Annotated in this window: 19 protein-coding genes and 2 tRNA genes; 5 read left to right on the forward strand and 16 right to left on the reverse strand. The window is 41.4% G+C overall.

Going from position 1 to position 22,467, the window contains the following annotated elements:
* Positions 1-107: 107 nt before the first annotated feature.
* Positions 108-863, reverse strand: coding sequence for an endonuclease/exonuclease/phosphatase family protein (locus V6252_RS07895; RefSeq protein ID WP_341609996.1), 756 nt, complete (start codon positions 861-863; stop codon positions 108-110).
* Between the two features lie 208 nt (positions 864-1,071).
* Positions 1,072-2,184 carry a hypothetical protein gene (locus V6252_RS07900; protein ID WP_341609997.1) on the reverse strand — a complete coding sequence of 371 codons (1,113 nt, stop codon included), beginning with the start codon at positions 2,182-2,184 and terminating at the stop codon, positions 1,072-1,074.
* A gap of 496 nt (positions 2,185-2,680) precedes the next feature.
* Here V6252_RS07900 and V6252_RS07905 point away from each other — a divergent pair, with 496 nt between their 5' ends.
* The 4 genes from V6252_RS07905 to V6252_RS07920 all read left to right on the forward strand — a co-directional run bounded on the left by V6252_RS07905 (position 2,681) and on the right by V6252_RS07920 (position 6,423).
* Positions 2,681-4,876 (forward strand): M3 family metallopeptidase, encoded by a 2,196-nt coding sequence (locus tag V6252_RS07905; protein WP_341609998.1) that lies wholly within the window; start codon positions 2,681-2,683, stop codon positions 4,874-4,876.
* Positions 4,877-5,134, forward strand: coding sequence for a YheV family putative metal-binding protein (locus V6252_RS07910; RefSeq protein WP_341609999.1), 258 nt, complete (start codon positions 4,877-4,879; stop codon positions 5,132-5,134).
* A gap of 142 nt (positions 5,135-5,276) precedes the next feature.
* Complete coding sequence (locus V6252_RS07915; RefSeq protein WP_341610000.1) at positions 5,277-5,825, forward strand: hypothetical protein; 549 nt, start codon at positions 5,277-5,279, stop codon at positions 5,823-5,825.
* Between the two features lie 34 nt (positions 5,826-5,859).
* A complete protein-coding gene (locus tag V6252_RS07920; RefSeq protein ID WP_341610001.1) occupies positions 5,860-6,423 on the forward strand; it encodes a hypothetical protein in 564 nt (187 codons plus the stop codon).
* Positions 6,424-6,542: 119 nt separating this feature from the next.
* Here V6252_RS07920 and pnp read toward each other — a convergent pair whose 3' ends face one another.
* The 14 genes from pnp to tpiA form a co-directional block, all read right to left on the reverse strand.
* Complete coding sequence (gene pnp, locus V6252_RS07925; RefSeq protein WP_101204658.1) at positions 6,543-8,645, reverse strand: polyribonucleotide nucleotidyltransferase; 2,103 nt, start codon at positions 8,643-8,645, stop codon at positions 6,543-6,545.
* A 689-nt stretch (positions 8,646-9,334) separates the two neighbouring features.
* The gene (rpsO, locus tag V6252_RS07930; RefSeq protein WP_045443035.1) at positions 9,335-9,601 is read right to left on the reverse strand and encodes a 30S ribosomal protein S15; all 267 of its coding nucleotides are present in this window, start codon (positions 9,599-9,601) and stop codon (positions 9,335-9,337) included.
* A 383-nt stretch (positions 9,602-9,984) separates the two neighbouring features.
* A complete protein-coding gene (locus tag V6252_RS07935; protein WP_167514323.1) occupies positions 9,985-10,161 on the reverse strand; it encodes a hypothetical protein in 177 nt (58 codons plus the stop codon).
* A gap of 113 nt (positions 10,162-10,274) precedes the next feature.
* Entirely contained in the window at positions 10,275-10,436 is a 162-nt protein-coding gene (locus V6252_RS07940; RefSeq protein ID WP_341610002.1) for a hypothetical protein, read from the reverse strand.
* Between the two features lie 97 nt (positions 10,437-10,533).
* Complete coding sequence (locus V6252_RS07945) at positions 10,534-11,058, reverse strand: type 1 glutamine amidotransferase domain-containing protein (protein ID WP_341610003.1); 525 nt, start codon at positions 11,056-11,058, stop codon at positions 10,534-10,536.
* A gap of 400 nt (positions 11,059-11,458) precedes the next feature.
* Positions 11,459-12,550, reverse strand: a complete 1,092-nt coding sequence (truB, locus tag V6252_RS07950; RefSeq protein WP_341610004.1) for a tRNA pseudouridine(55) synthase TruB — start codon at positions 12,548-12,550, stop codon at positions 11,459-11,461.
* A 9-nt stretch (positions 12,551-12,559) separates the two neighbouring features.
* Complete coding sequence (locus V6252_RS07955; protein ID WP_102078739.1) at positions 12,560-12,949, reverse strand: ribosome-binding factor A; 390 nt, start codon at positions 12,947-12,949, stop codon at positions 12,560-12,562.
* A gap of 201 nt (positions 12,950-13,150) precedes the next feature.
* Positions 13,151-15,877, reverse strand: coding sequence for a translation initiation factor IF-2 (gene infB, locus V6252_RS07960; protein ID WP_057757754.1), 2,727 nt, complete (start codon positions 15,875-15,877; stop codon positions 13,151-13,153).
* 148 nt (positions 15,878-16,025) lie between these two features.
* A complete protein-coding gene (gene nusA / locus V6252_RS07965) occupies positions 16,026-17,510 on the reverse strand; it encodes a transcription termination factor NusA (RefSeq protein ID WP_341610005.1) in 1,485 nt (494 codons plus the stop codon).
* Between the two features lie 135 nt (positions 17,511-17,645).
* On the reverse strand, positions 17,646-18,146 hold the full coding sequence (gene rimP, locus V6252_RS07970; protein WP_057757748.1) for a ribosome maturation factor RimP: 501 nt from the start codon (positions 18,144-18,146) through the stop codon (positions 17,646-17,648).
* A 452-nt stretch (positions 18,147-18,598) separates the two neighbouring features.
* Positions 18,599-18,675, reverse strand: a tRNA-Met gene (locus V6252_RS07975).
* Between the two features lie 123 nt (positions 18,676-18,798).
* Positions 18,799-18,882: transfer RNA gene (locus tag V6252_RS07980), tRNA-Leu, on the reverse strand.
* Between the two features lie 141 nt (positions 18,883-19,023).
* Complete coding sequence (gene secG / locus V6252_RS07985) at positions 19,024-19,332, reverse strand: preprotein translocase subunit SecG (RefSeq protein WP_021814138.1); 309 nt, start codon at positions 19,330-19,332, stop codon at positions 19,024-19,026.
* Positions 19,333-19,546: 214 nt separating this feature from the next.
* Positions 19,547-20,359 (reverse strand): triose-phosphate isomerase, encoded by an 813-nt coding sequence (gene tpiA / locus V6252_RS07990; protein WP_341610006.1) that lies wholly within the window; start codon positions 20,357-20,359, stop codon positions 19,547-19,549.
* A gap of 385 nt (positions 20,360-20,744) precedes the next feature.
* Between tpiA and pilB the strand changes: the two genes are divergently transcribed.
* Complete coding sequence (gene pilB / locus V6252_RS07995; protein WP_341610007.1) at positions 20,745-22,460, forward strand: type IV-A pilus assembly ATPase PilB; 1,716 nt, start codon at positions 20,745-20,747, stop codon at positions 22,458-22,460.
* The last annotated feature ends 7 nt before the right edge of the window (positions 22,461-22,467 follow it).

Genomic DNA, 22,467 nt, shown 5'->3' on the forward strand with positions numbered 1-22,467 from the left:
TTCAATCGAAAACATGGTTAATCGATAATATGATCAATAAAGACAATTGTTCATATATCGATAGATTGCCAATATAATACATTTAGACGAATTATTATAGTTGGATATTAAGGCAGCATCAGCTCTGCGCTAATGGGCAGATGGTCTGATAGCGATGACCAAGGTTTTCCAGTATGTACCCAAGCATCCTTAACAAGCAAATTACGCACATAAATACGATCCAAGCTAAGTACTGGCAGTTTTGCGGGAAAGGTTGGCAACAGCTTACCATGACAATGTTTGAACGCTTCTATCATACCGAGATCTAACGCCAGTTTGTCACAAGACATCTTTTTCCAATCATTAAAATCGCCTGCCAAGATAAGCGGTTGATCCGGCGCAATCTCATTTCGAACATAATCACTAATCGCTTGATACTGCTTGATACGATCACGCTCAAACAAGTTTAAATGTGCGCACAGCACCACAACTGGCATCTCCCAACCGACAGGTTGTACCTCACAGTGCAGAACCCCGCGCTGCTCAAGTTTATTGACCGTAATATTTACATTGTGTTTGGGGTCTAGCGGAAAGCGGCTCAATACTGCATTGCCGTGGTGGCCGTTTTCGTATTCGGAGTTTTTACCGTAACTGTTTTGCAAATCTAAAAATTCGCCGAACCATTCATGCTGCGACTGATCGGGGTACTCGTTGTATTGCATATTGCGTTTGAGGTTTTGGCCTTGCACTTCTTGCAAACACAAGACGTCTGAACCCACAGACTCTAGCGCCTGAGCAATACCTTGCATCTTCACTTGGCGATTCAGCGGTGACATGCCTTTGTGGATGTTGTAACTGGTTAAAACAAAAGAGGTGGTAGTCATAGTTTGGTTAGTTGTACGCTCATTATTTATGGAGTAAAGATCAATAGCTCAGCTACGATAGCACCCATAGTGATGGTAATGACAGACATAAAAAGAGCACTGGCTCGTATTGAACCAATGCTCTCATATTACACCTATGTATTATTAATGGCTAATTCATAAATGGCTGATTCATAAATGAACATCGCGTATAGGTGTCATCGTCAGATTAGTAGCGAGTTACTAGCGCTATTGGTTGATCTTCACCCATGATGTCTTGTGGCATAAATACAGCTTCGCCGCCATTATGAATGACGTGTTCGATGATTTCGCCGATTGCATCGTCTGTGATGCCTTCTGTAGTCGCATCATTGGCAGGGCTTAACGTTTGTGCTTTCTCATCAATCTTAGCGGACTTTATATAACCACGGCGTACATAAAGTGTCTCACCAGCTCCTTGGAAAGCACTGCGATATACTTCCTGCAAATCCGTCTGCAACATATTCGCACCGCGAGCTTTGTCAATTTCACCTAAGGCAGCTTTGTGCAGCGATGTGCGATACTCTTCTACGGCTTCTTGCACACTATCTACAATATGCTGAGCACTACCGTCTTCTAGATTGGTCGCATTCGATACTGTAGCGATGATATTATCTGGACGATCACAGACTTCTTTATAATAGCCAATATTTTTTGCATCACCAACTATAACAAGAGGCATTTTATGCTCACCCCAGAGTTCTTGGACGCTTTTATCAACTTGGTTAAAGAATTCTTTTAAGTGACTGCTTTCGTTGTTTGATGAGCGATCTGAGCCACCGTCGCCTGTTGTGTATAGTCCGTTGTTTTCGACAGGGAACTGAATGTTCTCCATATTGTTTTGTGCATCGTCATCTTTGTCGAATTCTCTCACAACACGGTCATTAGATGCTTCGATCAAACGAGCATTGTCACGGGTTAAGACCACAGTATAATAATGAACCGCACTTGCCATATCACGAACCAAGTCACGCGTAGCAAACCTATCTGAGATCACAACACGTTCCGTTGTATCAATTGGCATACGGATAACTTGCACATCATCTGTACTAGCAAATATAGCTAATGTATCAAGGTTATAATTGTGATTGAGCTCACTGATTTTATTTTGAATATTATCTAGAATAGTGGTCGCTGTGCGTTTATCGTACTCTTTTGTCAGACGATCTTCGGCAACTTTCAATTGGTTTTTTAGAGCGATAGGATCTTGCTCATTAGCTGGATGTTCACGATGCGTTTTAACAAAGATACTTACAGCAGGATTCGCTTTAGTCTCACGTAAACTTTTAAGAGTCGCTTTCATATATTGCTCCTTGTTTTATTATCGTTCATTTTTAACTTTATATATTTCTTCACTCATATACTGTTATAAGTGTAGAAATTTCTATCCGTGTTTTTCTTGCATCTCATTGATGCATAATATTTAAATTCCATTATCTTGATGCTAACAGCTATACCCCACTCCCTGTAGGGTTAATTTGCAAGCAAATGATAGCGCTTTGTAAGTAGAGCACTCTATATTGTTAAAGAACTGCCTTAGCGAGCATAACTACATATTCAGATAATTATCTTGAGAAGTGGAATCTAAGTATCAGAATTTCGATATTTACTTTCAGATTGCTAGCGCTGTCCTAATTACTTGAATCGTATAAAAGTGCTTAGGTTGTATTTTTACCAAACGAACCCATCTTTTATATAATCTATATATAAAATAAGAACACACTGTATATTTCAATAGTAGCCAGATTTAGCTCATTCTCATTTTGATTAATAATAATTCATTGATATCGGATACCTATATGACACCTTCTCCTTTAGATTTACGCCTTGTCGATTTTGCCGACACTGCACCACATACATTACAGAACCAAGTGATTGATGCTATTGATGCTGCCAATGCTTTTTTAGATACTTTAACCGTGATAGAAAGCGACAGTGCTGAAAAAATAAGCGCTGAACAAGCTTTGGCAGATGTGATGAGCTTTGACCATATTAATCTGGCATTAGATCGTAGTTGGGGTATTTTGTCGCATCTCAATAGCGTGATGAGCAACGATGAGATTCGTCATGTTCACCATGAGCTGCTACCAAAGCTATCTGCTTACGGTACGCGAGTTGGCCAACATCAGCCATTGTTTAATCGCTATCAAGCTATCGTCAATGACACAGATTTTTTTGCTACGTTAGAGCCTGCTCGTGCACGTGCAATCGAACTGGCATTACGTAGCTTTGAGTTATCAGGCGTTGCGTTACCTCAAGCTGAGCAAGAAAAATTTGCCGCTATCCAAAGTGAGTTATCTACCTTGTCTGCAACCTTTTCGGACAATATCTTGGATGCAACGCAAGCATTTGCCCTGCCTTTAGAAGACTCTCAGTTAAAGGGCTTAACAGAGAGTGGTTTGGCACTATTGGCAGATGCAGGTGAGCAATACAAGGCGCGTGAGCTTGCTAGCGGTGCTCTTGGCCAAGCTGATATAGATGCACTTCCTACTCCTTACTATGTGGCCAGTTTAAATATCCCTGTATATCTAGCGATCATGACTCATGCGGACGATCGCAACCTGCGTGAGACGCTGTATCATGCTTATGTCACACGCGCCTCTGAGTTTGATACGCATACCAATGCAAAAGGCAACTCATTAAATAACGCTAACAATATGAGTCAAATCCTCTCATTACGTGAACAAAAAGCTAAGCTACTTGGTTTTGCAAATTATGCTGAAGTATCGCTATCGACCAAGATGGCAGACAGCGTCTTAGAAGTTGAAACATTCTTACGTGACTTAGCAACGCAAGCCACCCCTGCTGCCAAAGCAGATTTGGCACAGCTACAGAAATACGCTAGCGATTATGGCATTGACGAGTTACAACCGTGGGATAGCGCCTACATCGCTGAAAAAGTAAAACAAAGTGAGTTCAGCTTATCGCAAGAGGAAATTCGTCCATACTTCCCATTACCCAAAGTGATTAATGGCTTGTTCACTATCGTTGAGCGTCTATACGGTATTAAAGTACAAGAGCAAAGCCATAAAAACACAGAAAGTGACTCAGTCTCTCGCTGGCATGACGATGTAAGCTTTTATCAATTATTCGATGCTGATGATCGCTTGCTCGGTGGCTTCTACTTCGACTTATTTGCACGTAGCGGTAAGCGTGGCGGTGCATGGATGAGTGGTTTTCAATCTCGCTATAGCTACGAAGAACAGAACCATCAACAGCTGCCCGTCTGCTTTATGGTTGGTAATTTCACGCCAGCACTTGATGGCAAGCCTAGTTTATTGACCCATGATGAAGTATTAACCTTATTCCACGAGTTTGGTCATGGCTTGCATCATTTATTAACCCAAGTGACGGTCGGCGATGTCGCTGGTGTTAATGGCGTTGAGTGGGATGCGGTCGAGCTTCCTAGTCAGTTTATGGAAAACTGGGCTTGGGACGCTGAAGGCATCGCTCTTATCAGCAGTCACGTTGAGACTGGCGAGCCATTACCTAAAGACAAGCTCGATGCACTACTGGCAGTGAAAAATTTCCAAAGTGGTATGCAAACGCTGCGTCAAATTGAGTTTGCCCTATTTGACCTGCTCATTCATGCTCATACGCCAGCACTGAGTTACGATGGCATTTTAGAGACGCTCAATACTGTCCGTAATGATATCTCCGTTATGCAAACACCTGACTATAACCGCTTTGCTAATGGTTTTAGTCATATCTTCGCGGGCGGTTATGCTGCCGGTTATTACTCATATAAGTGGGCGGAACTGCTATCAGCTGATGCGTTTAGCAAGTTTGAAGAAGACGGTATTTTCAACCCAGCGACAGGCAAAGCATTCCGTGAGTCCATCTTATCTGTTGGCGGCAGTTTCCCAGCGAAAACCAACTTTGAAAACTTCCGCGGTCGTAGCGCCAGTATCGATGCTTTGCTACGTCACAACGGCTTCACTGGTGTTAAAAATATTGATGCCGCAAATACTCAAACGACTCGCGAGGTCATTTAAATGCGTTATCAGTCCTCTATTCCTAAGCGCCGATTTTTAGCAGGGGTACGTTGTCCGAAATGTCAGGAGATGGACGCTGTGGTGCAAGTTAATATCGTGACTCCTGCCCCAGATGAGTATATTGAATGTACTCAGTGCGGACACACAGAGCACCGCCCCGATCCTGATGCCATTAGCGCCAAGAACCATTTAGAAGATCAAATGGCACGTGATGCGATGGCGACTGGCACTAGTGGTACCGTGAAATTTAAGTCTTAGTAATTTAGTTTTCATACTTAAAAACAGATTAAATACTTTATTATTTAATGGTCTATTAAGCCTATCTATCAATAGATAGGCTTTTTATTTTGAGTTTGCTATAGTATGGCTACTTATATTCTTGACATGAATCGATCATAATATGAAACGAGAAAACATTCGTCCTTTACCCACTCACGCTTCCAAGAAAAAAGCGTCTAAAACACGCCGGAAAATTTGGACAATATTTATTTTAGTACTGCTGATTATTGCCATCGGCTATTTAATTTTGGGTAACTCTGACACAGAATCTACTTTACCTGCTAACACTGCTACTTCAGCACCAGTAACTGAGCAAACGCCGACAGAGTCAACAACAGACAATATATCTGATATAACAGATGACTCTGTGATTAACGATGGTGTGCTCATGGATGAAAACTCCGGAGCAGCCAATAATGACAGGACCGCGATACCAAATCCTACTGCTATATTAGATGCGCCTCTACCAGAAAATGATAGCTTGGCGAAAGAAGAGATTGATCGTTTAGAAGATGAGCGTCAGCGACTAGCCGAACAAGAAAAGTTAGCAGCTGAACAAGTGGCTATGAATAAGCAATTGACTGATATGAAGGCAGAACAAATTGCGCTACTCGAACAGCAAATTGCTCAGTTAGAAGCAAACGACTCTAATAAAGCGACGATTCAATAACCGTATACTTGATTTGGTTATAGAGAGGCTTACGATGGCGATTTTACAACTCACACATGCCTCTATTTTAAATAGCAATGCACAGTTGCTTGTTTTACCTGTCAACAATGCTGGTGTCGTTTTAGATCCTGTACTCACACGAGCTAAAACTCTATTTCCTGATAATTATAGTCACTATCATCGTGCGTGCCGCGATGGTAGTCTGAATGTTGGTAGCTGCTTAATCAATAAGCGTACACGTGAGCAAGTCGGACTTGGTATCAGTAGTAACGGTAACCAGCCAAATTATATTGCCAACCTTGTGATATCAAACCATCCTTACCATCCAGCACGCACACGTTGGCTGACTGCTGCCTTGATTGATTTGCAACAGCAAATAATGCCGCTTATACGTTACCAAGGCATACGCAGAGTTGCATTGCTTGCGCGGCCACTTATCTCAGGCAGACCACGTGATATCGTATCCAATGAAAGCAATACAGTAGTTACCCTGCCTTTAGACTGGCATGCTGATACTTTGCCATTACTAACTGAGTACTTACAAGACCTGCCAAAACTTCGTATCGATATACATCTGCCTAAAAGTATTGATTTATAAATGGCCTTCTAGCTAGCCAGTCATCATCTTTTTGAGCACACAAAAAAACCGCCTTGAATACTCTTACTGAGCATCTCAAGGCGGTTTTTTATTACTTAAACCACATCAGATATTGAGTATTAGTTCTGCTCAACACCTTTCATAGTTAGTTTGATACGACCACGGTTGTCAACGTCTTGTACGAGTACTTTAACGACCTGACCTTCTTTTAGGTAGTCTGATACATTCTCTACGCGCTCTTCTGCGATTTGTGAAATATGTACTAGGCCATCCGTGTTTGGCAAGACATTTACAAATGCACCGAAGTCGACGATACGAGCAACGGTTCCTTCATAAGTTTTACCAACTTCAACTTCAGCAGTTAGTGCTTCGATTTTACCGATAGCTGCTTTGGTCGCTGCTTTGTTTTCACCAAAGATACGAATAGTACCAGCATCATCGATATCGATAACCGCGCCAGTTTCTTCCGTTAGCTGACGGATAGTTGCGCCGCCTTTACCGATAACGTCACGAATCTTGTCTGGGTTGATTTCGATAACCGCGTAGTTTGGTGCATGAGCATTGATTTCAGTACGGCTCTCAGGCAATACTTGGTTCATTGCTTCTAGGATATGGATACGACCTGCATGAGCTTGTTTAAGCGCTTGCTCCATGATGTCAGGTGTAATACCTTCGATTTTGATATCCATCTGAAGTGCAGTGATACCATTTTTAGAACCGGCTACTTTAAAGTCCATATCACCTAGATGATCTTCATCACCTAAGATATCTGACAATACAGCAAAACGATCGCCTTCTTTAACCAGACCCATCGCGATACCAGCAACTGGTGCTTTTAATGGTACGCCTGCGTCCATCAATGCCAGACTTGCACCACAAACAGAAGCCATAGAAGATGAACCGTTAGATTCAGTGATTTCTGATACTACACGAATCACATACGGGAAACGCTCACTATCTGGCAGCATCGCTTGTACACCGCGGCGTGCTAGACGACCATGGCCGATTTCACGACGTTTTGGAATACCTTCACGGCCCGTTTCGCCAACTGAGAAATGCGGGAAGTTGTAATGCAGCATGAAATGGTCACGAATCGTACCACCTAGTGAGTCAATCATGTTGACGTCACGGCTATTACCAAGTGTGGTAGTAACCAATGCCTGCGTCTCACCACGTGTGAACAATGCTGAACCATGCGTATACGGCAATACACCAACTTGTACGTCAAGCGCACGAACTGTCTCAGGGTCACGACCATCGATACGCGGCTTACCTGACAAGATATTGTCACGAACGGTACGATATTTAAGGTCGTTATAGATTTCTTTAAGCTCAGATACGGTATCAGCATAAGTTTCTGACTCAGCATCACCAGCAAGTGCATCAATAATTGACTGCTTAATTTCATCAAGCTTCGTGTAACGTGCTTGCTTATCAGTAATAGTATAAGCGTCAGCAACTTGCTCGCCGAACTGCTCTTTCATGCTGCTAGTAAGGGCTTGGTCACGCTCAGGAGCAGAATATTGCTGCTTAGCAGTGCCGATTTCTTCAGCCATTGAAGCAATGTTATCAATAACAATTTGTTGTTGCTGATGGCCATACAATACTGCACCTAGCATCTGGTCTTCTGACAGCTCTGCCGCTTCAGATTCAACCATCAATACCGCAGACTTAGTACCAGCTACAACCAAATCTAGATCACTGGTTTCAAGCTGCTCAGACGTTGGGTTTAGAACGTATTCGCCGTTAATGAAACCAACACGAGCGGCAGCAACAGGACCATTAAATGGTGCATCAGAAATAGCCAATGCTGCTGAAGCACCGATTAGTGCAGCGATATCTGCAGACTGAGTTTTATCTGATGATACAACTGTAGCAGTGATTTGTATTTCGTTTACGTAGCCTTCTGGGAATAGCGGACGAATCGGACGGTCAATCAAGCGTGAAGTCAACGTTTCAAATTCGCTCGCACGGCCTTCACGTTTGCCGTAAGCACCTGGAATTTTACCTGCTGCATACATTTTTTCTTGATAATTAACCGTTAGCGGAAAGAAGTTTTGACCTTCTTTAGCTTCTGATTTTACGACTGCTGCAACTAATACTGTTACGCCGCCCATGTGTACTAAAATAGAGTTTGCTTGACGGGCAATACGGCCTGTCTCGATAACAACCTGCTGGTTGCCATATTGAAATTCACGCTTAATGGTGTTGAACATTGTCATATAATCTTCCTAATGTTGACTGACAAAACTGATATCAGCGTCAAAAAAGCTGATATCTGTCATTAAAATTCTGTGTATATGGCTATCAGTTGACATGCTTTCTATTAGAAATCATCGCAACCAATGCCAATAACGTTACTTGGTTATCTCATATATTTGTCTGAGTTAGACATCGTACTATTATGTATATTCGGTCGTGCAATTTTGGCTTTACTATAAATACTATCAAAAAGACATTAAGTCAAAAGACTTCGATGCTAAAAACCCTACAGGCTATTTTCTGAACTTTCAAATATCAGCTATCTGCGCTGATTACCAAGCCAAATAATGAATATCTTATTAATAATCGCCATATCTGTAGCAGATGCGCTATCAAACTCACAAGGCATTATTTTACAGTGATTTATAGCCATTGACCAATTAATTGCACAGTAGCGCAATTATCGTCAGAAAATACCGTATTTGGGGCTTGGCTAGTACAGTTTATACCAATATTCCTCTTAGCTATTCCATAAAAGGAGTTACAGCTCTTACTATTTGAGCACGGTGTCTAAAACGAATAAGCATAAAAAAACGGCGTGAAACTATTCCACACCGTTTTTAGAAAAATTTATTTTATCGATAACAACAAACAATTTCCAAGCGATTTAGCAAAAAATTCAGCCTCCACTCGTACTATTGTCGTTAGATTAACGACGTAGACCTAACTGGCTGATTAGAGTAGTGTAACGACCAAGGTCTTTACCTTTTAAGTAATCAAGCAGTTTACGACGCGTGTTAACCATACGGATAAGACCGCGACGGCTATGATGGTCAGCTTTGTGTGCTTTAAAATGGTTCTGCAAATCATTGATACGAGCACTCAACAAAGCTACTTGAACTTCTGGAGAACCAGTGTCATTTTCGCCACGTTGGTATTGAGCGATGATTTGTTCACGATCGGTATTAGTTAGCATAAATATCTCCGGCAATGCTAAAAACTTTAAAAAACGGACTGCAATTTGAGTCAGTATTAAAGCAATAGAATAATAAATAAAATAACCTGTACGCCATTCAGGACAACCCTGCATTACTAGAGTTGACCTAGTGTACGACAAGCTCGGTTGACAACCATTTAGTATGTTTTGAATCGTACATTGTATTTAACTATAGCACTACTTAATCAAAATAATGGGCTAACTACAGTACATCATTCAAAACCTAATTTAAATGTGGGGGTAATTATAACAAAAAACTGCTGAACTAGCAGCAGTTTTTCATAATACTTGTAAAGCAACATTCAATTTTTAGTAGCTAGTGTTCTATAGATAACTATCTATTGAGATCCTACCTAAGCAGACTACTTATTAACGTCAGATTCTTTCGCATTGCCGCCTAGTTCATCATCTTCAAGAGGCGCGGCAGTAGTCACTTCCGCTAAGCTGTCTGGGGCAGTATGCTCACTTGGATTGATTTCTTCAGCAAGCTTTTCAATCTCTTTTTCTTGCTCGTCCATATTGTTCGGTGAATTACTCATATTAGCTCCTGAATTATTATTTTGTGGACTAACTGTCGTTGCACTCATCGATCATAAGACGTGCAAACTATAAACATATCAATGCCACCCATTACAGGTGGCATATTAAAAACCTACTTATCTTCTTTCGCATTTTCTAAGTTAGCTGCGATACGTTCTGCTGCTGCTTCGCTGTTTTCACTATGATTGTCTTCAGTTTGACCTTTAAGTGCTGCTCCTGCTGAATCAGAACGTTGTTGCTCAAGTTTAGTATCGTTTGGATTAGAGTTTGACATAGTATCTTCCTTAGTTATGGTTATAAATGTTAATTATAAAAATTTGAAATTTAATAGTACTTAATTAATTGAACTTGTTTAATTAGAATTCAAAATTCTAAGATAATGCTTTATCTATAGCATTAACAAAATTGGGTATATCATCTGGGTTACGTGAAGTAATAAGATTGTCATCTATTTGTACTGTCTTATCTACGTAGTTTGCTCCAGCATTTTCTAAATCTAGTTGCAACGTAGGGTAAGCGGTAAGGGTTTTGCCTTTAGCAATACCTGTATTGATAAGAACCCAAGGAGCATGACAAATAACAGCTAATGGCTTGCCTGCTTCATTAATAGCATTGATAATTTTATGAGCCTTTTCGTTGCCACGAATAGTATCTGCGTTGACAGTACCGCCTGGTAAAACCAATGCATCATACTCAGAAACGTTAGCATCTTCTACAAAGATATCGGCAGTAAAAGTATCACTCTTATCTACGTCTTGCTGCATGGCTTGCACTTCTTTTTTATCATTTGTTGTTATGAGAAGTGTCTTGTAGCCTTTGTCTTTTAGCTGATTATTGACGTCTTCGTACTCTGCTTGTTCGAAGTGGTTATGTAGTAAAAAAGCGATCGTTTTCATAACTTTCCTTCTTCTTATCTATTAGTTTTTGTGAACCATTATATTTTTATAAGCTAGTTTTATTATTATTTGGTATTACATTTTCCTTTGAACTATTTTATTTTTATTCAAATGCGTCCTTTCTGCATTACTTTTTTCTTCTAATTGGTTACTTTTAATTGGCTATTATTTTAATTATTTGCTTTATAGCAATTTTTTATTTTTATACTACTTATCCATTTTGTTTTTTAGCTCAGCATTCCCTATCTGATAAATCTAGAGTACAAAAAAAACAGGTTTCACCATAGGCGAAACCTGCAATAAAATGTGACGGTATGTGATTAGTGTAAACTATTAGTAAATCAGGCCAATGTTAGGTGGTATTTTTTCTATTTAAGTAACATTGGTGAAAACGTTACTATTAGCGCTGAATCAATTTCTTAGGTTGTAAACGTCCGTTTAAGCTCACATACCCCAAACCAAGAAACTCTCCCTGCTCATTGAGTAAACGTATATCAACAGGTATTTCGTGCTCTAGTAGCTGAGACGCATCAAGTTCAGTATCAGCTTTACCATTGGTACTAGCGTCATCATTGGTACCGACAGAACTATTATTAGATAGTTGGTCAGAAACTATATTAGCAACATAATCTTTGAGCTTACCTGTTAGCTCATCAAATACGTTTAGGCGCTGCCCCATATGTACGCGGGCGCATTGTTCCTCTGTCAGCATCAGTTCAGCATCGATATCAATACAAGCATCGATAGGCAGCAGCCAAGACTGACGCTCCTCTAAACCATGCTCTTCTAATGAAGGTAAAGCGATCGCATCATCAATGCTGAAGTTACCTACCTGTGTACGACGCAATGCCGTCAAATGTCCTAGCGTACCTAGCTGCTTTGCAATATCTTCCGCTAATACACGTACGTAAGTACCTTTCGTACAAGTAACCGTTAGATTAATCTGGGTATCGTCTATCATCTGTAGATTGATTGCTTTAATCGTGATATCTCTAGGCGGTCTATCAACCTCAATACCTGCACGAGCATATTCATACAGTTTTTTGCCATCTTTTTTTAGCGCTGAATACATCGGTGGTATCTGCTGCTGAGCACCTAAAAACTGCTGGGCAATAGTCGCTAATGAGTCTTCATCAAATACTGGAATAGAAGCCTGCGTTACGATTTGGCCATCAGCATCACCAGTATCGGTTTGACTACCTAGCAAGATAGTCGCTTGGTAAGATTTATCAGCATCCAGTTGATAATGGCTAAACTTGGTGGCTTCACCCAAGCAAATAGGCAACAGGCCAGTTGCCATCGGATCGAGCGTTCCTGTATGTCCTGCCTTTTTACTATCGTGTATCGGTGATTTAAATAAATACTTCACTTTTGACACGACTTGCTGCGAGGTCATACCTTTGGGTTTATCCACCAATATGACACCTGAAACTTTTACTTTATCAGGCACTTTATTGGCTTGTTTATCAACTTGCTTAGACGCTATAGACATAATAATAATTTACTCGTCATTCTCGTTTTGCTCAGTTTTAGTCACGGCCTTACTAATCAAGTCCATCATGTAGTTACCACGAGCAGTTACTTCATCATAATGAAAACGTAGGCGCGGCGTAGTACGTGTCTTTAAGCTATGACTTAATTCCGTACGCAAAAACCCTGCTGCTTTATTCAATACTTTGATGCTTTCTTCATGATTGGTCTTGTTCATAGCATCATTGAGCTCGGGCTCCATGATAGTGACATAGACATCCGCATAGCCTAAATCTGGGCTAACTTTGACACTAGAGATCGTGACAAAACCCGTTAGACGAGGGTCATTAACTTCATCGCGAATAAGAACAGCAAGCTCACGCTGAATCTGATCCGACAATCTTTGTAAACGTTGATTCATGTTATTACCTTACTTTAATGGGCTTATTTTATTACTGTATAAATCTGCTGATTAATAGATGTTGCACTGATATTTGCTAAAAAAGGCCTAGCAGGATGTACCTGTTAGGCCTAAGTACAGCTGAATATTAGCAAAGTATCTAAATAGCTCAGCGGATTACGCATATTGCATTGATACATACTCTGCTATCGAACAGCAGCTTTAGATAGTACGTGCGAACTCTTGGATTTCGAAGACTTCGATCTTATCGCCAGCTTCAACATCATAACCGCGAACGGCCAGACCACATTCCATACCAGTACGTACTTCATTAACGTCTTCTTTATAGCGACGTAATGATTGCAATTGACCAGTAAAGATAACTTGGTCATCACGCAATACGCGGATAGGTTTGTTGCGATAGATTGTACCTTCGACCACCATACAACCAGCAGCAGCACCGAACTTACTAGAACGGAATACTTCACGAACATCTGCAACACCAAGGATTTTCTCACGATGTTCAGGAGCAAGCATACCGCTCATTGCTGATTTAACATCATCGATCAAACCATAGATTACGCTATAGTAGCGAATATCCATGTTAGCAGTATCTGCTTTACGGCGTGCAGTAGCGTCTGCACGAACGTTAAAGCCTAACAGTACCGCTTCACTCGATTCTGCAAGGGTTACGTCAGACTCAGAGATAGGACCAACGCCTGAACTGATCACTCTGACTTTTACTTCGTCAGTAGACAATTCATTTAAGGCAGCCAGTAGTGCTTCAAGTGAACCACGTACGTCTGTTTTCAATACGATATTCAAGAATGACACATCGCCTTGGCCCATCTGATCAAACATGCTTTCTAAACGCATGGCATTTTGACGCTCAAGTTGACGCTCACGCTCACGGTTGGTTCTAAAGTCCGCAACTTCACGAGCTTTTTTCTCGTCCGTCACAACTAGGAACTCGCTACCAGCAGCAGGTGTCTCAGGCAGACCTAAAATCTCTACAGGGATAGAAGGACCAGCTGATTTGATACGTTGGCCATGCTCGTCTGTTAATGCACGAACTTTACCATAATGCTCACCAGCTAGAACCAAGTCGCCTTGTTTCAATGTCCCTTTTTTCACTAGGACACTAACGACAGGGCCACGACCTTTTTCAAGTCTTGACTCAATAACCACACCCTGAGCAGCACCGTCTAGTGGCGCTTCTAGTTCCATTAACTCAGCTTGTAAGCTAATGAATTCTAGTAAGTCTTCGATACCTTCGCCTGTTTTGGCTGAGATACGAGCCATTGGTGTATCGCCGCCCCATTCTTCTGAAACAACTTCTTTCGTCGTTAATTCATTAAGAACACGGTCAGGATCAGCGCCTGGCTTATCCATTTTGTTGATAGCAACAATGATTGGCGTACCAGCTGCACGTGCATGATCGATTGCTTCTGCTGTTTGTGGCATCATGCCATCGTCAGCTGCAACAACCAATACAACGATATCAGTCGCTTGAGCACCACGTGAACGCATTGCGCTAAACGCTGCGTGACCTGGAGTATCAAGGAAAGTAATAACACCGCGATCAGTTTTTACATGGTAAGCACCGATATGCTGTGTAATGCCGCCCGCTTCGCCATTCGCAACTTTCGTTTCACGAATTTTATCTAGTAGTGAGGTCTTACCATGATCGACGTGACCCATGATAGTCACTACTGGTGGACGAGTCTGGATGTTACTACTACGCTCATCAACTGCGTACTGTAAGTCATCTTCAACTTTGGTATCACTAACTGGTACTGGGTTGTGGCCCATTTCTTCAACAAGCAAGCTTGCGGTTGCTTGATCAATCGTATCTGATTCACGAGCCATTTCACCCATTTTCATAAGTAATTTGGTTACTTCGCGAGCTTTAACCGCCATACGCTGAGCAAGATCGGCAACTGAAATTTGCTCACTAATCTCGACATCATAGACGATTTTTTCAACAGGTTTTTCAAATTTATGCTGTGACGCCTGAGTTGAACGTAAACCGTTTTTGCGGTTTTTGATTTCGCGCTCATCTTGGTTCTTACGACGACGACCACGAGTACCAGTACTGTTCGAACCACGTTTGATTTCGCGACGCTCTTTTTCGAAAGACTCTTCTAGTGCATCACCGACCAAACCTTCAGCCAATGGCTCATCTTTACGTACTTCAGTAACAGGCTCACGATCTGTATATTTACCAGCCATTTTACGCATTTGCTCAAGTGTACGCTTTTGCGCTTCTTCAGCTTGTGTGCGGCGGGTTTCTAATTCGATTTCACGCAGACGCGCTTCTTCTTTCTCACGAGTCTCGCGAGCTTTACGTTCAGCAGCGGTTTCAACTTTAGGCTTGGTTGCAGCAACTTTCTTTTTCGGCTGCTCTTTAGGCTTAACTTCAGCCGTCGCTTTACCGCCTTTTTTGACGACAACTGATGTAGAAATATCATCGTTTTTGTCGTCTGATTTTTTGCTAGAGCCTAAGCTTGCGCGCATTGCTGCTAGCGTTGCTGCTTGACGCTCTTCCGCTTTTTTCTTAGTAGCGGCACGTTCTTCAGCTTCTTTTGCTGCACGTTCTTGAGACTCAATTAGAGCCTGCTCACGAGCGGCTAGCTCTTCAGCCATTTTTTCTGGATCAGGCTTTTCGAATACTTTCTTTTTACGCACTTCTACGTTGACGCTCTTAGATTTACCAGAAGAGCCAGTCACACGTGCAGTACTGGTCGTCTTAGATTTAAGACTAATACGACGCTTTTCTTGTTGACCATGACTTTGCTTTAAATACGTCACCAGCTTTTCTTGCTCAAGCTCGGTGACTAGGTCATCCTCTGCGCGAGCAGGCAGGCCAGCATCTACTAATTGCTGCTTTACAGCATCTGTAGTTTTGCCTACCATTTCTGCCAGTTCTTTGACGGTCTTATCTGCCATTTATTATCACCTACTGTCTATTATTTGCTATATGTTCAATTCAGTTGTTGGCTACAAATGATTGGGTTAAGGCTGATACTTATAAATAGATATCAGCGCTTTATTCTCAATAGCATATCACCAAAAGACAGCGATATGCAGTTACCGCTTATTCATCGAACCAAGATTCCCGAGCTTTCATGATGAGTTTTCCTGCAGTTTCAGAGTCTAATCCTTCGATATCTTCTAAATCGAAGACGGCTTGTTCTGCCAAGTCATCAACAGTAATGATGTCTTTTTGCGCCATTTTGTAAGCCCAACTGACTGTCATACCTTCAAGCTCTTGAAGCTCTTGACTTGGCTCTTTCATGTTCTGTTGTTTGACCAGTTCATCAGCGATGACAACTTCTTTAGCACGCTCTTGAATCATATCAATCGCTTCATCGTCTAGACCTTCGATATCATAAAAAGTCTCAACTGGTACATAGGCAACTTCTTCGATACTGGTAAAACCAATATCAACCAATGCCTGTGCTAAATCTTTATCTACTTCTAGGCGCTCATAGAATAATTCAATAAACGCTTTCGATTCATTTTGTTGACGTTGCTGATACTCTTCTTCAAGCATCATATTCAGCTTATAGCCTGTCAATTCAGACGCTAGACGTACGTTTTGACCTTGTGAGCCAATAGCACGCGCCAATTGGTCATTGGTACTAAAGATAATGTCTGCTGTTTGAGTATCTTCATCTAAAATGATACTGCTTACGTCAGCAGGCTCTAGAGAGCTGATGATAAACTGGGCAGGATCATCTGACCATACCACCACATCAATACGCTCACCGTCTAACTCTTGCTGTACTGCTTGGATACGTGTACCACGCATACCGATACAGGCACCAACTGGATCGATACGATGATCGTTGGTTTTCACGGCTATTTTAGCACGAGTACCTGGTAGACGAGCGACGTTACGAATTTCGATAATTTGTTCTGCAATCTCAGGCACTTCCTTTTGCATCAATGCTGATAGCATTTCAGGATGCGTGCGAGATAACAGTAACTGTGCACCGCGGTTTTCACGGTTTACATGGTACAAGATAGCATTGATACGCGACTTTGCACGGAGTTGTTCGCGTGGCAACATTTGGTCACGTGACAAATAACTTTCGGCATTGTCACCCAAATCAATAATATAGCCATCACGAGTCTGTTTTTTGACTTCGCCATACATCATCTCACCAACACGTGGCTCGAAAGCGTCTGCAACTAGTGCACGCTCAGCTTCACGAATCTTTTGGATAATGACTTGTTTGGCTTGAGTAGCAGCAATACGACCAAATTCGATTGATTCAATTTGCTCTTCTTTAATATCACCAATTGACCACTCTTCTTGATCAAGATCGGTGATAGCAAGCTGACAAGCTGGCATTTCATGGTCTTCATCTGCAACCACTGTCCAGTAACGATAAGTATCGTAATCGCCAGTTGCACGGTCGATCGCTACCCGTACAGCCACTTCTGGCTGCTCGGTATATACTTTCTTCTTAGTCGATACCACTAAAGCGTCTTCAATTGCTTCAAAGATATCTTCAGGATTTAAGCCCTTTTCATTACTGACAGTTTCTACTACCGTTAAGATTTCACGACTCATGCTATACCTGTCCTATCATTTTTTAATTGACTTAAATTTTATAATTTGGGTGCTGCTATTATATAGTTGCTATAAGCCACATAAGCTATTGGAAGATAAAACTGTCTACCTATAAACAGTTACCCTAGTACGAATCTAGGCATCTTCATAAATCAAATTGGCTTTATCAATATTACTCAATGCAATCTCAAACTGCTCGCCATCACTTGACGTTAGTTTTAAAGAGTTTTCATCAATACTATCTAAAGTACCTGTGGCTTTACGACGTTTTTGATCGCCTGTACCGATAGCTTGAATCAGGCGCAAGCTAACAGTTTGACCAACATACGCATGCATTTGCTCATCTGAGAAAAACGCACGATCAAAACCAGGTGAAGATACTTCTAAGATATACTCACCAGCGATAGGATCATGAACTTCTAAGATACCGCTTACTTGGTGGTTTACTGCCGCGCAGTCTTCAATCGTTACTTGTTTATCTTGGGCTTGCTCTTCTGGCAATGCCTCAATATAGATACGTAGTAAAGAGCGACGACCTTGTGGCGCAAACTCGATACCCCATAATGACACATCACAAGCGGCCACGGCAGGGGCAATAATATTAGTCAGTTCTGCAACTTTAGTCGAAAGCTTCATAATCTCTTTGTATTTTCCTATTCACTTATCTATCGTACTTAGTAAACCGTATTAAAAATTGACTCTTATCTATATATAGCAATCTTATGATGATAAGAATCACGGTCAGTATATAATTTTAAATCACAAATATATGATACATATTGTGCATTTATATAGGGACGAGCGTAAAAAACATCAAGCTCGGCCAAACAATGCTTTTATTATTTATAAAGCACTACTATCGATAAAAGTATGAGGAATAAAAGATAGTGTTGCTTAAGAAGCATCGTGCCGGTAGCGGCCGATGATGACCAGTGACGAGTAATATCATACTCTATAGACTTAGAGCTTAGCATAAGTAGGATAGATACCGCGATAACACTGACCTTCAGATACAAAAAAACCCACAAACATAATGGTGGGCTAATCGGTACTGACAAATTTAGTGTACAAAACATCAGTATAAAAAGTGGTAGCGGGGGCTGGATTTGAACCAACGACCTTCGGGTTATGAGCCCGACGAGCTACCAGACTGCTCCACCCCGCATCAATCTAGAACGCATATTATAGGGAGGTTTCGTAGAAGTGTCAATACTTTTTTTAAATTAATTATAAATTAAGTATTGTCTGCTAAAAATCCAACCTGACGCTATGCTGCGTCTGTAAAACTTGGTGCGATTGGGGGGACTTGAACCCCCACAGCTTTCGCCACCACCCCCTCAAGATGGCGTGTCTACCATTCCACCACAATCGCATTTTACTGCTCTGTTCCTATCATCCAATCTATAATCAATGATGCTTAAGGTAGGCATCTATAGAATAGGAGTTGCGAAAACAGGAAAGCATTGTAAATCTAACCTACCAAAATAGCAAGCGCTGCCTACTTAAAAGAGGCTTACTCAGGATTTTGAGTCAATGGACGCGGCGTTTGCGGTGCTGAAACTGGTGCATCTAGACGAAACTGATCTTCTGCTTGCTTACGCGCATGAACAGCAAGCGTCATACTAGTAATAAAAAATATGACCGTTAGTACTGCAGTAGCACGCGTCAAAAAGTTAGCAGTACCTGCTGCGCCAAACACCGTACCTGATGAACCGGCACCAAAAGAAGCTCCAGCGTCTGCCCCTTTACCATGCTGTATCAGAATCAAGCCGATCATGGCAATGGCCACAATAATATGCAGGGCTAATATAAACGTAAACATGGTGGCCTCTTTTGCCGCGTAATGACGACTGATAACGGAAAATAAAACGTAAGGTTAATAGAATGACACTTGGCATGATCAAATGCCAAATCGACTATATAAATAAGGCGCATTGTACACGATTGCAAGGGCAGTGTTAAACCTACTTTTACTAACCGATAAAACCATACTCTCTATAAGCTATGATCTTGATATCTGAGCGTTATTTATTCATTTAAGCATTGGCTTGGTTAAAGGCATCGGCAATCGCTAGAAAGCTCTCCGCTTTTAATGAAGCACCGCCTACTAATGCGCCATCAATCATAGCGTCAGAAGCAAAGCTATTGGCATTATCAGCATTAACACTACCGCCATACAGCACGGTAATCGTACCTGCTATATCAGCAAAGCTTGCAACCGTTTGCTTGATATACTGATGAGTCTTACTCACTTCTGCCACAGTAGGTACTTTACCTGTACCAATGGCCCATACAGGTTCGTAAGCGACGAGCAGCTTTTTAGATAACGATGATGCTAACTCTGGCTGCTGAGTCAGCAAGTCTTTAATCACCGAGAGTTGCTCATTGATAACGTCGAGTGTTTGACCATTGTCGTACTGCTCTTGCGTTTCGCCGATACAAAACACCACACCTAAATTCTGAGAAAACGCATGAGACAATTTGCTTATCAGGCAATCATGAGACTCTTTATGATATTGGCGACGCTCAGAGTGGCCAAGTAGCGTCCAAGTAGCACCTGCATCTGCTACCTGTTGGGCTGAGCAGTCACCCGTATAGGCTCCTGTACTTGCACTATAAGTACTAACGTCCTGTGCGGCACAGAGTATTGAGCTATCTGCTAGACGCGTATTCACTGTACTTAAATGAACACAACTTGGCGCTACCATTAATTTACAGCGGTTTTTTGATGTCTGCGAGTTGGCTTGTTCTTCAGTATTAACTTTAGTCAATAAGTCGTCCAATAGCGCATTGACAGCACTGTTAGTCGCAGGATTCTGTTTCCAATTGCCAATTACCCAAGCTTGCATACTTATTTACCTTGTCTCATGTATTCATGCCAATTCGGCTAATATGCGCGTCAGTATAACAAATAATTCGTAAGTGCTATAGTAGCGTGCCACCATGAGCAGAATCACTTCTGCAAACTTATCTACAGATAATACATCAATAGACCGTTATTTTTACGAGCTAGTCGTCTAATGGTATATATAATTTTTTCAAACTAAAGTAAAGTTCTATACTACAGAGTTTATAAAATCAAATATTGTTGCTAGTTCTATATATAGATATACAGGTAGATAAGATAAACAAAGCAAGAACAGTTATAGCGAGTTATCAACTAGAAACAACAAGTATATAGCGTGCAATGCCAAGCAAGTCTATAGAATATTTTGTATCAAAGGAGAGGTTATAATGTCTATCGCAACCAGTAAGTACGGCGGTCTAGCGCAGCAACTGATTAGCGACGGTGTCGTTAGTGAAGCGAATATGAAGACGGCACAAATTGAATCACAACAGCAGCAAATAGGATTGGTACCCTATCTAGTAGACAACAAATTGGCCGATGCTTATCATCTTGCCCAAATGCTATCCCAAGCTTTCGGCGACCCTCTATTCGATCTTGATGCATTAAACATTGATGTTATTCCAAAAGACTTGGTTGATGAAAAAATCGTTCGTAAATTTAATGCGTTACCACTCTTCAAACGAGGACAACGCCTGTTTGTCGCGCTGAGTGATCCCACACGCGTTGATGCTATTGATGCGATTGCCTTTAATTCTCGACTGTCGATAGAAACCATTGTGGTCGAAGAAAATAAGCTTAAAAAGCGTATTGAAAATATTTACGCGGATACGATGCAAAGTTTTGATAGCTTTTCTAATAGCGATCTAAGTGTTGACTTTGAAGATGGTGATGAAGATAAAGAGGATGGTGAAACTCAGCTGAGTGACAACATCGATGAAGCACCTGTTGTAAAGTTTGTCAATAAAATGCTAGTTGATGCTATCCGTATGGGTGCTTCTGATTTACATTTTGAGCCATACGAAAAGTCTTTCAGAGTGCGATTTCGTGTTGATGGCGTCATGCAAAAAATGGCCAATCCACCGGTTCAACTTGCGAATAAAATTGCAGCACGTCTAAAAGTCATGTCTCAAATGGACATCTCAGAACGCCGGGTACCACAAGATGGACGTATTAAACTAAAAATTTCTAAAAATAAAGCGATTGATTTCCGGGTAAACTCATTACCGACGTTATTCGGTGAAAAGCTTGTTTTGCGTATCCTTGACCCATCATCAGCCATGCTAGGTATTGATGCGTTAGGGTATGAACCAGATCAGCAGGAAATGTTTTTAGAGGCATTACACAAACCACAAGGCATGTTGCTTATCACTGGTCCTACTGGTTCTGGTAAGACGGTATCACTTTACACTGGTATCAACATCTTGAATACTGGCGCAACCAATATCTCAACGGCTGAAGATCCGGTCGAGATTAACCTTGAAGGGATTAACCAAGTCAATGTCAATGCCAAAGTTGGTCTAACGTTTGCTAATGCGCTCAAGTCTTTTTTGCGTCAAGATCCTGATATTGTCATGGTCGGTGAGATTCGTGACCTTGAAACTGCTGAGATTGCGATTAAAGCTGCGCAGACAGGTCATATGGTTCTTTCTACTTTGCATACTAACTCGGCACCTGAAACATTAACGCGTCTACGTAACATGGGTGTTGCCTCTTTTAACATTGCCACATCAGTCAACTTAGTCATTGCTCAACGATTGGCACGACGTCTCTGTAAGAACTGTAAAAAACCTATTAGCATACCGCGTCAGAGCTTATTAGAGATTGGTTTTACTGATACTGATCTAGATAACACTGATAATGTCATTTATGAACCAGTCGGCTGTAATGAATGTCGTGAAGGTTATAAAGGCCGTGTAGGTATCTATGAGGTGATGAAAGTGAGCCCTGATATTTCACGCATTATTATGGAAGATGGTAACGCAATAGATATCAAAGACGCTGCCATTAAAAACGGTTTTCGCGACTTGCGACGTTCTGGGATCTTAAAAGTGTTGCAAGGTGTCACGAGTATTCAGGAAATGATGCGGGTGACTTCTGAATAGTAAATGA

The sequence above is a fragment of the Psychrobacter proteolyticus genome (assembly GCF_038155145.1).
GTDB lineage: Bacteria > Pseudomonadota > Gammaproteobacteria > Pseudomonadales > Moraxellaceae > Psychrobacter > Psychrobacter proteolyticus_B.